The following is a 14,692-nucleotide window of genomic DNA, read 5'->3' as shown; positions in this document are numbered from 1 at the left end:
GCTGATCCTTGTGCATGATCTTGCTCACCCCAGCGGAAGTGGACTATACCTGTGCCCGTCCGGGCCACCGCGATTCGAGCGGTCCCGGACCGGGGGACGGCGGGGACCTGCGGCGATGCCGCATGCGCGGCAACTGCCGGGCTGTCCCGCTTCCTTCACACTTCTGACGAAGGCGAGGACTTGAGCATGGGATCCACCTCCGCCCACGGCGAGAACAGCACGGACGGCCTCGGCCGCCGCGACCTGATCAAGCGCTCCGCGGCACTCGGCCTGATCACTGTGCCGACGATGAGCTTCCTGTCCGCGTGCGCCTCCGGCGCCGAGGAGGCACCCAAGGGCGGCGCCCCCAAGGGGGCGGTCACCAAGGAGAACCCCTTCGGCGTCGCCAAGGGCGGCAAGCTCGACGTCGTCGTCTTCAAGGGCGGCTTCGGCGACGACTACGCGAAGGCCTGGGAGGCCGCCTTCGACAAGAAGTGGGGCACCACCAGCTCCCACCTGGGCACCCAGGAGATCACCGCCAAGCTCCAGCCGCGCTTCAACGCCGGGAACCCGCCGGACGTCGTCGACGACTCGGGCGCCCAGCAGATCAAGCTGGACGTCCTGGCCAAGGGCGGCCAGCTCGCCGACCTCACCGCCGTGCTCGACGCGCCCTCGCTGGACGACCCGACCAAGAAGGTGCGCGACACCCTCGTCGAAGGGGCCTACGAACAGGGCCTCCAGGGAGGCAAGTTCGTCGTCCTCAAGTACGTCTACGCCGTCTTCGGCTTCTGGTACTCGGGCAAGCTCTTCAAGGAGAAGGGCTGGACCCCGCCCAAGACGTGGGACGAGTTCCTGGCCGTGTGCACCAAGGCCAAGGAAGCCGGCCTCGGCGGCCTCGCCCACCAGGGCAAGTTCCCGTACTACATCAACGTCGTCATCATGGACCTGATCGCCAAGAAGGGCGGTCTGGACGCCATGAAGGCGATCGACAACCTGGAGCCGAACGCCTTCGAGGGCAACCCGGCCGCGCTGGCCGCCGTGGAGGCCGTCTACGAGGTCGTCGAGAAGGGCCTCCTGCTGCCGGGCACCAACGGCCTCACCCACACGGAGTCCCAGACCGCCTGGAACCAGTACAAGGCCGCGTTCATCCCCAGCGGCTCCTGGCTGGAGAACGAGCAGCTCAAGCAGACCCCCGAGGACTTCGACATGAAGTTCCTGCCGATGCCGCTGCTGCCGGACAGCAAGCTGCCCTTCGAGGCCGTCCGCGCCGGCGTGGACGAGCCCTTCATCGTCCCGGAGAAGGCCGCCAACAAGGCCGCGGGCATGGAGTTCCTCCGCTCGATGCTCTCCCGCGAGTGGTCCACGATCTTCGCCCAGCAGGCCAACTCCCTCACCGTCGTCAAGGACGGCGTGGACCCCGCCGTCAAGCTCCGCCCCGGCACCCAGTCGGCCGTCGAGGCCCTCAAGGCCGCCGGAACCAACACCTTCAGCTACCGCTACCCGGACTGGTACAGCGAGATGGACACCGAGATCCAGAACGCGTCCAATGAGCTGATGGCCCAGCGCATCCAGCCGAAGGAATGGATCAAGCGGGCCCAGGCTGCGGTAGACAAGGCTGCCAAGGACCCGAACGCGAAGAACAACAAGCGCAGCTGACGACGCGTCCAGCGGAAACCCGGCAACACCAGGGACGGACACCATGAGCCACGCAGCCCAGGGGAGGGGGAAGGCCGGCTTCATCACCGGCTTCCTCATCGCACCGATCGCGCTGTACCTGACCTTCGTCATCTGGCCGTATGTTCAGACATTCGGCTACTCCTTCACCAACTGGTCGGGCCAGTCACCGGTCTTCGACTTCGTCGGCCTGGACAACTACACGGCGTTGCTGAAGGACGAGGTCTTCCGCGGCGCGCTGTGGCACAACCTGCTGCTCCTGGTGTTCGTCCCGGTGATCACCATCCTGCTCGCCCTCTTCTTCGCCTTCATGGTGAACGCGGGAGGGCGCAGCGGGGCCGGCGGCGTACAGGGCGTCTCCGGCTCCCGCCTCTACAAGGTCGTCTACTTCTTCCCCCAGGTCCTGTCCCTCGCGATCCTCGCCGTGCTCTTCGGCGCGATCTACCGCAGCGACGAAGGGGGCCTGCTCAACGGCTTCCTCATCAAGACCGGCCTGGTCGACCCGCAGCATCCGGTCGAGTGGCTCAACGAGCCGAACATCGTCCTCGGGTGCCTGCTGTTCGTGGTCGTCTGGCACGGCGTCGGCTTCTACCTCGTCCTGTTCTCCGCGGCCATGCAGTCCGTACCGAAGGACATCTACGAGGCCGCGCTCCTCGACGGCGCCGGGCGCGCCCAGACCTTCTTCAAGGTCACCCTGCCCCTGCTGTGGGATTCTGTGCAGACCTCCGCGGTCTACCTGGGCATCGCCGCGATGGACATGTTCGTCCTGGTGTCGACCATGACCTCGGGGCAGTTCGGCGGCGGACCCGACCACCACAGCGAGGTCATGGCCACGGTGCTGATGCGTAACTTCCTGTACTTCGGCAAGAGCGGTTACGCCTGCGCCATGGGCGTGGTGATGCTCGTCCTGACCATGATCCTCTCCGTCATCACGCTGCGCGCCACCCGCCGCGAGCGCATCGAGTTCTGAGCGGGAGAATCCCATGACCACAGTGATCAAGGCTCCGGGCGAAGCCGCCGCGGAGAGCTCCTCCGGAGCCGGACGGAGGGGGGAACCGGACCGGCGCCGCTCCGAGGGCGTGGTCCTCAACGTCTTCTCGCACGGGTTCCTCGCCCTCTGGGCGATCATGATCGTGCTGCCCCTGATCTGGCTCGTCCTCGGCTCCTTCAAGACCGACGCGCAGATCGGCGGCTCCGCCCTCAGCTGGCCCTCGAACTGGCACCTGGACGCGTTCGGCCGGGCCTGGGACAAGGGCATCGGCGGCTACTTCGGCAACACCCTCGTCGTGCTGGTGTTCTCGGTACCGCTGACCATGCTGTTCGGCTCCATGGCCGCCTACGTCCTGGCCCGCTACCCCTTCAAGGGGAACCGGGCCGTCTACTACTTCTTCGTCAGCGGCGCGATGTTCCCCGTGTTCCTCGCGCTCGTCCCGCTGTTCTTCATGGTCAAGCGCTTCGACATGCTGAACACCTACCAGGGCCTGATCCTCGTGTACATCGCGTACTCGATGCCCTTCACCATCTTCTTCATGCACTCGTTCTTCCGGACGCTGCCCACGGCGGTCTACGAGGCGGCCGTGATCGACGGCGCCTCCGACACCCGGATCTTCTTCCAGGTGATGCTGCCGATGGCCAAGCCCGGCCTGATCAGCGTCGGAATATTCAATGTCCTCGGGCAGTGGAACCAGTACATCCTGCCCGCCGTGCTGATGCAGCCCCAGTCGAGCTCGGACCCCGAGCGCTACATGCTCACCCAGGGCCTGATCCAGCTCCAGCAGCAGATGGGGTACGAAACGGACCTGCCCGTGCTGTTCGCCGGGGCGACCATCGCGATCATCCCCATGCTCGCGGTCTACCTCTCCTTCCAGCGCCAGATCCAGGCCGGCCTGACCTCGGCCACCCTCAAGTAGCAGCCGGGCCCGGACCCCTGACGGGGGACCGGGCCCGCCGCGTCCCCGGGCCTACGCCCGGTCCGGGTCCGGCACCACCGCCCAGCTGACCGCCGAGACCGAGGGGTCGAGCGAGAGGTTGCTGACCGCCTCCTCCAGCGCCCGGCCCTCCTGCCCCTCGGCGGTCAGCAGCGCGGACACGGTCACCAGGCCCGCCGTCGGGCCGTCCTGGCTGCGGATCGACCGCAGCTGGTACCCCGGCCGGGCCAGCGCGTCGACCAGCCGGTGGCGGATGTGGGCCTCCTCCGCCTCCAGGCACACCGCCTCGAAGTGGAAGTCGGCGGCCACCTCGGCGCCGCCGCGCGGCTCCCGGTCCAGGCGCCGGCCGAGCGGCCGCAGCAGGAGGTTCGCCCCCACCACGCCCACCGTGCCGCAGGCGGCCAGGACGAACAGGCCGACCCCGGCGAGGCAGCCCACGGCCGCCGAACACCACAGGGTGGCGGCCGTGTTCAGGCCCCGTACGCTCAGCCCGTCCCGCATGATCACGCCGGCGCCGAGGAACCCGATGCCGGAGACGATCTGCGCCGCGACCCGCGAGCCGTCGTGGCTCACCTCCGGGACCGCGCTGAGGAACCCGTACTGGGAGAGCAGCACGAACAGCGCCGCCCCGCCCGCGACCAGGGCGTTCGTCCGCAGCCCCGCCATCCGGGCCCGCCACTGCCGCTCCAGGCCGATCGCGGCCCCGAAGCCGAGCGCGGCGGCCAGGTGTCCGGCCATCTGCCATTCGGTGAGCAGCACCGCTCCGTCTCCTTCCTCCGTGCGGGACCGCGGCCCTCACAGCCAGCTGTCGAAGCGGCGGATGTACCAGGTCTTCACGAGCTGGGTGAGCGTGCAGTACGCGAGGAGCACGCCGATCAGCCACGGGAAGTAGGCGGCCGGCAGCGCCGTGAAGCCCAGCGGGGCGGCCAGCGGCGAGAACGGCAGCCACAGCCCGGTCAGGACCGCGAGGACCGTCATCACCATCACCGGCCAGGAGGCGCGGGACTGGACGAAGGGGATCTTCCGGGTGCGGATCATGTGGACGATCAGGGTCTGCGAGAGCAGGCCCTCGATGAACCAGCCGGACTGGAAGAGCGCCTGGTGCGCCTCGCTGTTCGCCCCGAAGACGTGCCACATGATCAGGAACATCGAGATGTCGAAGACCGAGCTGACGGGTCCGATGGTGACCATGAACCGGCCGATGCCCTTGGCGTCCCAGTTGCGGGGCCTGCGCAGGTACTCCTCGTCCATCCGGTCCCACGGCGTGGCCAGCTGCGCGATGTCGTAGACCAGGTTCTGGACCAGCAGCATGATCGCGAGCATCGGCTGGAAGGGGATGAAGGCGCTCGCGACCAGCACCGAGAAGACGTTGCCGAAGTTCGAGGAGGCCGTCATCTTGATGTACTTGATGGTGTTGCCGAAGGTGGTCCGGCCCTGGATGACGCCCTGCTCCAGGACGGTCAGGTCCTTCTCCAGCAGGATGATGTCCGCCGACTCCTTGGCGATGTCCACGGCCGTGTCCACCGAGATGCCGACGTCGGCGTCGCGCAGCGCGGCCGCGTCGTTGATGCCGTCCCCGAGGAACCCGACCGTGTGCCCCCCGGCCTGCAGGGCCCGTACGATCCGGGCCTTCTGGACGGGGTTGACCTTGGCGAAGACCGTCGTACGGGCGGCCAGCGCGCGCAGCGCGTGCTCGTCGAGGGCGTCGGTCTCGGCGCCCGGGACCACGCGCCCGACGTCGAGGCCGACGTCCGCGCAGACCCGGGCGGCGACGAGGTCGTTGTCGCCGGTGACCACCTTGACCGCGATGCCCTTGTCGGACAGGCCCCGGAGCGCCCGGGCGGCGTCGGCCTTCGGCGGGTCCAGGAAGGCGAGGAAGCCGATCAGGGTGAGCCCGTCCTCGTCCGCGACGGTGTAGGTGTCGCGCGGTGCGGTGATCCTGCGGGTGGCGACGGCCAGGACGCGCAGGCCCTGCCGGTTGTTCTCCTCGGCGACGCGGGTGGCGTGCGCCCGCATCCGGCCGGTCAGCTCGATCCTGCCGCGGCCTTCGGCCGGGGAAGCCCCCGGGGTCCGGTCCGTCACGTGGGTGCAGAGGTCCAGGACCTCTTCGACGGCGCCCTTGGTGATCATGATGTGCTCGGGGCGGCCGAGGTCGCCGACGATCGCGTTGCGGTTCAGGACCACGGACATCCGGCGCCGGGCGAAGTCGAAGGGGATCTCGTCGACCATCGAGAACCGTGCGTCGACGACAACCTCCTCGGCCTCGTTGACGCGGTCGATGACCGCCTGGTCCATCAGGTTGCGCAGACCGGTCTGGAAGTGGGCGTTGAGGTAGCCGTACTCCAGGACCTCGCCGTCCTCCGTGCCGTGCACGTCCAGGTAGCGGTCCAGGACGATCCGGTCCTCGGTGAGGGTGCCGGTCTTGTCCGTGCAGAGCACGTCCATCGCGCCCAGGTTCTGGATCGCGTTCAGCCGCTTGACGACGACCTTGTGCCGGGACATCGCGACGGCGCCGCGGGCCAGGTTGGCGGACACGACCATCGGCAGCATCTCCGGGGTGAGGCCGACCGCGACGGCGATACCGAAGAGGAAGGCTTCGTTCCAGTCGCCCTTGGTGAACCCGTTGATCATGAAGACGACCGGGACCATGACCAGCATGAAGCGGATCAGCAGGAGGCTGACCCGGCGCACGCCGGTGTCGAAGTTGGTCTGCGGGCGCTCGCCGACCAGCGCGCCGGCCATCGATCCGAAGTAGGTTCCGGAGCCGGTGGCGACGACGACGCCGGTGGCGGTGCCGGAGGTGACCGAGGTCCCCGTCAGCACGAGGTTGTCGGCCTCGACCGGGTCGTCGGTCCCGGGCCGGCCCAGGTCCTCGGTCCGGGTGTCGGCCTTGGCGACGGGCAGGGACTCGCCGGACAGGGCCGCCTGGCCGACCATCAGGTCCTTGGACGTGATCAGCCGCAGGTCGGCCGGGATGAGGTCGCCGGCGGCCAGCTTGACCATGTCGCCCGGGACCACCTGGTCCATGGGCACCTCGAAGGTGGTGGGCCCGGAGCCGCTGCCGGCCCGGCGCTGCACCGCGCACGTGGTGGTCACGAGCCGGTTCAGCGCGTCGGCGGCCCGGCCCGAGCGGAACTCCTGCCAGAAGCGCAGCAGTCCGCTGATCCCCACCATCACGGCGAGGATGACGACTCCCGGGTCGCCGGGGTCCTGCCAGTACATGACCGCGGCCAGGAAGACGAGTACGCCGATGAAGGGATTGCGGTACGCCTTCGCCAGCTGGAGGTACCAGCGGGGTGCGCGCTCCTGGGCGACGGTGTTGGGGCCGTGCCGCTCCAGGCGCAGCGCGGCCTCGGCGTGGGTGAGGCCGTTCCGCGAAGCGTCGACGGACTGGAGGACCTCGACGCCCGGGCGGGCGGCGGCCGCGGCGAGCCGCTCGCCGACGAGCCGGGTACGGGCCTCCAGCTCGGCGGCTTTGCGCTCGCGGCGGGTGCGGCCCGGCGGTGCGAGCTTCGCCGGGGTACGGGGGGTGAGCATGGTCATGACGAATACCTCCCTCCACGGTGTCCGGGCAGCGCGGAGCCGCACGGTCACGTGGAGTGATCATGGGTCGGCGTACGAGGGCGCGAAAGCGCCGCGGGGCACGCCGGTGGGCATGGATGACGCAGGCCCGACGGAGCCGTCAGGGCATGCGGAGGGGGAGCGGGGGCGGGGGTGACGCGCGGACGCGTGGGAACCACGGCGTACCGCCGCCGTGCGCACTCAGGGGAAGGGCCGGCCGGACCGGAGGTCAGCCGACGGGAGCGCTGCAAGGACTTCGATCGGGACTCATCCCGAACACCTCCTTGCGTAGAGCGCTGTCATCACGGGGCGCCGGTCCGGCCGGATAGGCCGCAGAGGATCGGCGCCTCGGCGACCGTAGCACGATCGGAGCGACCGTTCCCTCCCTCTTCTGGCCGGTAGTGGCCGATTCGTGCTGTGTCAGCCTCTTGACGTCTGGAGGCGCAAAGGCTCGACTTAGGGTTCACAAGTTGGAGAGACGCCGGGGTCTCGGAGCGCCAAGCCGTCAGGGCCCGGCTCGGGGGGCGACGGCTTGCCGTCGCTTATGGGCAGGAGTGGATGAGTCGTGCAGACTCCCGGATCGCAGTCCTCACTGCATCGCGCGAATCTGGAACGGGTCGTGCGGGCGGTGCGGCTCGCGGGATCGCTGACCCAGGCGGAGATCGCCCGTGCCACCGGACTGTCGGCGGCCACGGTCTCCAACATCGTCCGGGAACTGAAGGAAGCCGGCACCGTCGAGGTCACGGACACCTCGGCCGGCGGCCGGCGGGCGCGGAGCGTCTCGCTCAGCGGGGACGCGGGCATCGTCATCGGCGTCGACTTCGGCCACACCCACCTGCGCGTGGCGGTCGGGAACCTCGCCCACCAGGTGCTGGCCGAGGAGGCCGAGCCGCTGGACGTCGACGCCTCCTGGGCGGACGGCTTCAACCGGGCCGAAACCCTGGTCGGACGGCTGGTCACGGGCGTGGGGGTGGGCCTGGACAAGGTCATCGGCGTCGGACTGGGCGTGCCCGGGCCCATCGACGTGGAGTCCGGGACCCTGGGCTCGACCGCCATCCTGCCGGGCTGGGCCGGGATCAACCCGCGCCAGGAGCTCTCGCAGCGCCTCGGGGTGCCCGTGTACGTGGACAACGACGCCAACCTCGGCGCGCTCGGGGAACTGGTCTGGGGCAGCGGCCGGGGGGTCAAGGACCTCGCGTACATCAAGGTCGCCAGCGGTGTGGGCGCCGGGCTGGTGATCAACGGCCAGATCTACCGCGGGCCGGGCGGCACGGCCGGCGAGATCGGGCACATCACGCTGGACGAGTCGGGCCCGGTCTGCCGCTGCGGCAACCGCGGCTGCCTGGAGACCTTCGCGGCCGCCCGGTACGTCCTGCCGCTCCTCCAGGGCACCCACGGGCCGGAGCTGACGATGGAGCGGGTGGTGGAGCTGGCCCGCGGCGGCGACCCCGGCTGCCGCAGGGTGATCACGGACGTGGGCCGCCACATCGGCAGCGGCGTGGCCAGCCTCTGCAACCTCCTGAACCCGAGCCGGGTGGTCCTGGGCGGTTCGCTGGCGGACGCCGGTGAACTGGTCCTGGCCCCCATCCGTGAATCAGTGGGGAGGTACGCGATCCCGAGCGCGGCCCGGCAGTTGTCGGTGCTCACCGGATCGCTCGGGGGGCGGGCCGAGGTGCTGGGCGCGCTGGCTCTCGTACTCAGCGAGATGGGCGATTCAACGCTTTTGTCGGACCATGGAAGTGGACTGCGAGCACCAGCCGTCTTGTCTTCAGGTAGATAACGGATGGCACCGTTGTCATCTCGTTAAGGATTCACTCCTTGACGGCAAAACGCGGCCGGGGTTGACTCACATCCACCTCGGCCGCAGTGTTGCGGCCTCGTCAGGGAGGTTCAACTAATGAACACTCGTATGCGTAGAGCCGCCGTAGCCGTTGCCGCCGGCGCCATGGCCGTCTCGCTTGCCGCTTGTGGCAGCGCGAAGGAGGCCGGCGACAAGCCGAAGGACTCCGCAGCGGTCGGCGACGCCATCAAGGTCGGTCTGCTCCTTCCGGAGAACCAGACGGCGCGGTACGAGAAGTTCGACAAGCCGCTGATCGAGAAGAAGGTCGCCGAACTGACCCGCGGCAAGGGCGAGGTCGTCTACGCCAACGCCAAGCAGGACGCGACCACGCAGAACTCCCAGGTCGACACGATGATCACCAACAAGGTGAACGTCCTCATCGTGGACGCGGTGGACTCCAAGGCCATCGCCGGCGCGGTCAAGCGGGCCAAGGACGCCGGCATCCCGGTCGTCGCCTACGACCGCCTCGCCGAGGGCCCGATCGACGCCTACACCTCCTTCGACAACGAAGAGGTCGGCAAGGTCCAGGGCAAGGCGCTGCTGGAGGCGCTGGGTGACAAGGCCAAGGACGGCCAGATCGTCATGATGAACGGTTCGGTCACCGACCCGAACGCCAAGCTCTTCAAGTCCGGTGCCCACTCCGTCCTCGACGGCAAGGTGAACATCGGCAAGGAGTACGACACCGTCGAGTGGAAGCCGGAGAACGCCAACACCAACATGGCGGCGGCCCTCTCGGCGCTCGGCAAGGAGAAGGTCGTCGGCGTCTACTCCGCCAACGACGGCATGGCCGGCGGCATCATCACCGCCCTCAAGGCGGCCGGCCTGTCCACCCTGCCCCCGGTCACCGGCCAGGACGCCGAACTCGCCGGTGTGCAGCGGATCGTGTCGGGCGAGCAGTTCATGAGCGTCTACAAGCCGTACGCCCCGGAGGCTTCGGCCGCGGCGGAGATGGCCGTCGCCCTCGCCAAGGGCGAGAAGATCGACGGGATCATCAACCAGAAGGTCGACAGCCCGACCACCAAGGCCGTCCCGTCCGTCCTGATCCCGGTCGTCTCGCTCACCAAGGCGAACATCAACGACACCGTCGTCAAGGACGGCGTCTACAAGGTCGAAGAGATCTGCACCGACAAGTACGCGGCCGCCTGCGCCACCGCCGGCATCAAGTAAGACCCCCGTCGCCCGCCCGTACGGCGACCCCCGCGCCTGCCCGGCGCCCCGCACCTTCTTACCCCGCCACCTGCGGGGCGCCGGGCAGAAACGTTTCACCCGCTTTGCTCCCGCTCTACCCCCCATTCGCCCCGCTCCTGCTCTTTTTGCACGACATCCCCGCCGGTCAGGCGGCGAAGGAGATGGTTCATGTGTCCGCTGCGCCCGTGCTGGCGTTGCGAGGGGTCTCGAAGCGGTTCGGCGCCGTTCAGGCCCTGACCGACGTAGAACTCGAGATCCACTCCGGTGAGGTGGTCGCCCTGGTGGGCGACAACGGCGCCGGCAAGTCCACGCTGGTCAAGACGATCGCCGGCGTGCACCCCATCGATGACGGCGTCATCGAGTGGGAGGGCCGCCCGGTCTCCATCGGCAAGCCCCACGACGCCCAGAACCTGGGCATCGCGACGGTCTACCAGGACCTCGCGCTGTGCGACAACATCGACGTCGTCGGCAACCTCTTCCTCGGCCGCGAGCTCAAGCGCCGCGGTGTCCTCGACGAGGTGGAGATGGAGCGCCGCGCCCGCGAGCTCCTCACCACCCTGTCCATCCGGATCCCCAGTGTCCGTATCCCCATCGCCTCGCTCTCCGGCGGGCAGCGCCAGACCGTGGCGATCGCCCGCTCGATGCTCGGCGAGCCCCAGCTCGTCATCCTCGACGAGCCCACCGCCGCCCTCGGCGTCGAGCAGACCGCACAGGTCCTCGACCTCGTGGAGCGGCTGCGCGAGCGCGGCCACGCCGTGATCCTCATCAGCCACAACATGGCCGATGTGAAGGCCGTCGCCGACAAGGTGGCGGTCCTGCGGCTGGGCCGCAACAACGGTGTCTTCAGCGTCGCCGACACCTCGCAGGAAGAGATCATCTCCGCCATCACGGGAGCCACGGACAACGCCGTGACCCGCCGCGCGGCCCGCACCGGGGAGGCCCGCAAGTGAGCACCGAGAACCCTGCCCCGCTGCACAAGACGACGGACGGCGCCGGCGGCCACACGGTGGTCAACCCGGCCGCCGCCGCGGACGCCATCCCCGCCGTGGACCCGCGCCTGCTCGTCCGCGAGCAGGGCCTCGCCGGATACCGGCGCGAGTTCGGCCGCAAGATGAAGGCCGGCGACCTGGGGTCCATCCCGGTCGTCATCGGCCTGATCATCATCTGGGGCATCTTCCAGGGGCTGAACGCGAACTTCCTCTCCCCGGAGAACCTCACCAACATCGCGATCACGATGACCGCCACCGGCATGATGGCCGTCGGCATCATCTTCGTGCTGCTGCTCGGCGAGATCGACCTCTCGGTCGGCTCGGTCAGCGGCGTCTCGGGCGCCATCGTCGCCGTCCTGTCGGTCACCCACGGCATGAACGAGTGGCTGGCCATCCTCGCGGCGGTCACGGGCGGCGCCCTCATCGGCTCCATCCACGGCTTCTTCTTCGCCCGGATCGGCGCCCCGGCTTTCGCCGTCACCCTGTCGGGCCTGCTGTTCTGGTCCGGCGCGATGCTGCAGATCCTCGGCAGCAACGGCACGATCAACCTGGACTCCGACGGCGTGGTCGGCAAGCTGACCACGTACTTCTTCTCGGACGTGGCCGTCGGCTACGCCCTGGCGGCCCTCGCGGTGGTCGGCTACTTCCTCGGCTCCTTCTTCGACGCCCGGCGTCGTGAGGCCGCCGGGGTGCCCTCCCGGCCCATGGGCGAGATCCTGCTGCGCACCGGCCTGCTCGCGGTGTTCACCTTCGGTCCGGCCGTCGTGTTCAACCAGTACAAGGGCCTGCCGCTCGCGGTGGTGCTCTTCATCCTGGCCCTGGTCGGTACGGACTTCCTCCTGCGCCGCACCACCTTCGGCCGCCAGGTCTTCGCACTCGGCGGCAGCGTCGAGGCGTCCCGGCGGGCCGGCATCAACATCAACCGGGTCCGGATCACGGTCTTCGCGATCGCCGGCACCTTCGCCGCCATCGGCGGGCTCTTCTGGGCCTCCAAGATCGCGGCGGCCAACCAGAGCGCCGGCGCCGGCGACCTGCTGATGAACGTGATCGCCGCGGCCGTCATCGGCGGCACCAGCCTCTTCGGCGGCCGGGGCCGGACCTGGAACGCCCTCCTCGGCGTCATGGTCATCACCTCCATCCAGTACGGTCTGGCCCTGGAGGGCATCGCGACTCCGATCCAGTACATGATCACCGGTGCGGTGCTGCTGGCCACCGTGGTGATCGACTCGGTCACCCGCAAGACCCAGAAGACCGCCGGACGTGCCTGACCGCACGCCCGGAAGCGACATCCGCCGGTAAGACCGGTCACAGTGCCCGGTGCCACTTCATGTGGCACCGGGCACCGGTGCGTGCAATTACACGTACAGCTGTGCGGGTATACGCCCGTTTGGGATGTGTGACCGCACAGCGGTGTGTACATGTATGACAAAGGTGTGACTCTGCCGGGACGGCCCGATGACCGCGCCCGCGAGCGGAACATTAGACTCGTCAGACCAGCTGGCGACTGCAAGGAGGCACGGGTGCTGCTGACCCGCATCAAGGGACCGCGCGATCTGGACCGGCTCGGCAAGGAGGAGCTGGACCAGCTCGCCGCGGAGATCAGGTCCTTCCTCGTCGACGCCGTCTCCAAGACCGGCGGGCACCTCGGCCCCAACCTCGGGGTGGTCGAACTGACGATCGCCCTGCACCGGGTCTTCGACTCGCCCAAGGACAAGATCCTCTTCGACACCGGCCACCAGGCCTACGTCCACAAGCTCCTCACCGGCCGCCAGGACTTCGGCGGGCTGCGCACCAAGGGCGGCCTGTCCGGCTACCCCTCGCGCGCCGAGTCCGAGCACGACGTGATCGAGAACTCGCACGCCTCCACCGTGCTGGGCTGGGCCGACGGCTTCGCCAAGGCCAACGAGGTCCTCGGCCGCGAGGACCACCACGTCGCCGCCGTCATCGGCGACGGCGCGCTCACCGGCGGCATGGCCTGGGAGGCGCTGAACAACATCGCCGCCGCCAAGGACCGCCCGCTGGTCATCGTGGTCAACGACAACGAGCGCTCGTACGGCCCCACCATCGGCGGCCTCGCCAACCACCTGGCGACCCTGCGCACCACCGACGGCTACGAGCGGTTCCTGGCCCGCGGCAAGGACCTCCTGGAGCGGACCCCCGTCGTCGGCAAGCCCCTCTACGAGACCCTGCACGGCGCGAAGAAGGGCCTCAAGGACTTCATCGCCCCGCAGGGCATGTTCGAGGACCTCGGGCTCAAGTACGTCGGCCCCATCGACGGCCACGACATCGAGGCGCTGGAATCGGCGCTGCAGCGCGCCAAGCGCTTCGGCGGCCCGGTCATCGTGCACTGCCTCACCCAGAAGGGCCGGGGCTACGAGCCGGCCGTCCAGGACGAGGCGGACCGCTTCCACGCGGTCGGCGTGATCCACCCGGACACCGGTCTGCCGGTGAAGACCGCCGCGGCCAGCTGGACCTCGGTCTTCGCCGACGAGATGGTCAAGCTCGGCAAGGAGCGCGAGGACATCGTCGCGATCACCGCGGCCATGCTCCAGCCGGTGGGCCTGAAGAAGTTCGCGGACGCCTACCCGGACCGCATCTACGACGTCGGCATCGCCGAGCAGCACGGCGCGACCTCCGCCGCGGGCCTGGCCAGCGGCGGCGTGCACCCCGTCTTCGCCGTCTACGCGACGTTCCTCAACCGCGCCTTCGACCAGGTCCTGATGGACGTGGCCCTGCACAAGTGCGGGGTGACCTTCGTCCTGGACCGCGCCGGCGTCACCGGCGACGACGGCGCCTCCCACAACGGCATGTGGGACATGTCCATCCTCCAGGTCGTCCCCGGCCTGCGCCTCGCGGCCCCCCGCGACGCCGAGCAGCTGCGCGCCCAGCTCCGCGAGGCCGTCGCCGTCGCCGACGCACCCACCGTCGTGCGCTACTCCAAGGGCGTCGTCGGCCCGGCCGTCCCCGCCGTCGGACGCATCGGCGCCATGGACGTGCTGCGCACCCCGGGCCCCGAGGTCACCCGTCCGGACGTACTCATCGTCTCGGTCGGCGCGCTCGCCCCGATGTGCCTGGAGATCGCCGCCCTGCTCGACAAGCAGGGCATCACCTCCACCGTCGTCGACCCCCGCTGGGTCAAGCCCGTCGACGAGGCCCTGGCCCCCCTCGCGGACGGCCACCGCGTCGTCGTCACCGTCGAGGACAACGGCCGCACCGGCGGCGTGGGCGCCGCCGTCTCCCAGGCCCTGCGCGACGCCGGCGTCGACGTACCCCTGCGCGACTTCGGCATCCCCCAGCGCTTCCTCGACCACGCCCCGCGCAAGGAGATCCTGGCCGAGATCGGCCTGACCGCCCCCGACATCGCCCGCCAGGTCACGGGCCTGGTGGCCAAGCTCGACGGCCGCTACGACACCGAGCCGGCGGCCACCGTCGACTAGGCCGTAGATCGCCGCGCGGTTGCACGTCACGGGCCGGGAGATCACCCTTGAGGTGGGCCTCCCGGCCCGTTCGCGTGCGTCGACACCTGTTCGGAG

10 protein-coding genes are annotated in these 14,692 nt (G+C 69.4%); 8 read left to right on the top strand and 2 right to left on the bottom strand.

Annotated elements, in window-relative coordinates; translation table 11 throughout:
* Positions 1–186: 186 nt before the first annotated feature.
* The 3 genes from ngcE to ABT106_RS05480 are packed head-to-tail and all read left to right on the top strand — an operon-like array spanning position 187 to position 3,563.
* The gene (gene ngcE, locus ABT106_RS05490) at positions 187–1,635 is read left to right on the top strand and encodes an N-acetylglucosamine/diacetylchitobiose ABC transporter substrate-binding protein (RefSeq protein WP_351272671.1); all 1,449 of its coding nucleotides are present in this window, start codon (positions 187–189) and stop codon (positions 1,633–1,635) included.
* A gap of 43 nt (positions 1,636–1,678) precedes the next feature.
* Positions 1,679–2,623: a carbohydrate ABC transporter permease gene (locus ABT106_RS05485; protein ID WP_351272668.1), complete on the top strand. Its 945-nt coding sequence runs from the start codon at positions 1,679–1,681 to the stop codon at positions 2,621–2,623.
* A gap of 13 nt (positions 2,624–2,636) precedes the next feature.
* Positions 2,637–3,563 carry a carbohydrate ABC transporter permease gene (locus ABT106_RS05480; RefSeq protein ID WP_351272666.1) on the top strand — a complete coding sequence of 309 codons (927 nt, stop codon included), beginning with the start codon at positions 2,637–2,639 and terminating at the stop codon, positions 3,561–3,563.
* A gap of 51 nt (positions 3,564–3,614) precedes the next feature.
* Here ABT106_RS05480 and ABT106_RS05475 read toward each other — a convergent pair whose 3' ends face one another.
* A complete protein-coding gene (locus tag ABT106_RS05475) occupies positions 3,615–4,340 on the bottom strand; it encodes an MgtC/SapB family protein (protein ID WP_351272663.1) in 726 nt (241 codons plus the stop codon).
* A gap of 36 nt (positions 4,341–4,376) precedes the next feature.
* The gene (gene mgtA, locus ABT106_RS05470) at positions 4,377–7,124 is read right to left on the bottom strand and encodes a magnesium-translocating P-type ATPase (RefSeq protein ID WP_351272660.1); all 2,748 of its coding nucleotides are present in this window, start codon (positions 7,122–7,124) and stop codon (positions 4,377–4,379) included.
* Between the two features lie 583 nt (positions 7,125–7,707).
* Here mgtA and ABT106_RS05465 point away from each other — a divergent pair.
* From ABT106_RS05465 to dxs, 5 genes are all read left to right on the top strand, one after another.
* Positions 7,708–8,922 (top strand): ROK family transcriptional regulator, encoded by a 1,215-nt coding sequence (locus tag ABT106_RS05465; RefSeq protein ID WP_351272658.1) that lies wholly within the window; start codon positions 7,708–7,710, stop codon positions 8,920–8,922.
* A gap of 129 nt (positions 8,923–9,051) precedes the next feature.
* Entirely contained in the window at positions 9,052–10,149 is a 1,098-nt protein-coding gene (locus ABT106_RS05460; RefSeq protein ID WP_351272655.1) for a sugar ABC transporter substrate-binding protein, read from the top strand.
* Positions 10,150–10,331: 182 nt separating this feature from the next.
* Positions 10,332–11,120, top strand: a complete 789-nt coding sequence (locus tag ABT106_RS05455) for an ATP-binding cassette domain-containing protein (RefSeq protein ID WP_267720043.1) — start codon at positions 10,332–10,334, stop codon at positions 11,118–11,120.
* A gap of 20 nt (positions 11,121–11,140) precedes the next feature.
* Positions 11,141–12,427, top strand: coding sequence for a sugar ABC transporter permease (locus ABT106_RS05450; RefSeq protein WP_502979223.1), 1,287 nt, complete (start codon positions 11,141–11,143; stop codon positions 12,425–12,427).
* Positions 12,428–12,679: 252 nt separating this feature from the next.
* Positions 12,680–14,596: a 1-deoxy-D-xylulose-5-phosphate synthase gene (dxs, locus tag ABT106_RS05445; RefSeq protein WP_351272734.1), complete on the top strand. Its 1,917-nt coding sequence runs from the start codon at positions 12,680–12,682 to the stop codon at positions 14,594–14,596.
* Positions 14,597–14,692: the final 96 nt, after the last annotated feature.

The sequence above is a fragment of the Streptomyces sp. NPDC002044 genome (assembly GCF_040296725.1).
GTDB classification, from domain to species: Bacteria; Actinomycetota; Actinomycetes; order Streptomycetales; family Streptomycetaceae; genus Streptomyces; species Streptomyces antarcticus.
The sequence above is the reverse complement of the archived record's forward strand: the minus strand, read 5'-3'. Positions and strand labels throughout refer to the sequence as shown.

What these genes read in the sequence shown, in the direction of transcription:
- ABT106_RS05480 (WP_351272666.1), top strand. Translation starts at nt 2,637, where the DNA reads ATGACCACAGTGATCAAGGCTCCGGGCGAAGCCGCCGCGGAGAGCTCC.
- ABT106_RS05460 (WP_351272655.1), top strand. Translation starts at nt 9,052, where the DNA reads ATGCGTAGAGCCGCCGTAGCCGTTGCCGCCGGCGCCATGGCCGTCTCG.
- ABT106_RS05455 (WP_267720043.1), top strand. Translation starts at nt 10,332, where the DNA reads ATGGTTCATGTGTCCGCTGCGCCCGTGCTGGCGTTGCGAGGGGTCTCG.
- ABT106_RS05485 (WP_351272668.1), top strand. Translation starts at nt 1,679, where the DNA reads ATGAGCCACGCAGCCCAGGGGAGGGGGAAGGCCGGCTTCATCACCGGC.
- ngcE (WP_351272671.1), top strand. Translation starts at nt 187, where the DNA reads ATGGGATCCACCTCCGCCCACGGCGAGAACAGCACGGACGGCCTCGGC.
- mgtA (WP_351272660.1), bottom strand. Translation starts at nt 7,124, where the DNA reads ATGACCATGCTCACCCCCCGTACCCCGGCGAAGCTCGCACCGCCGGGC.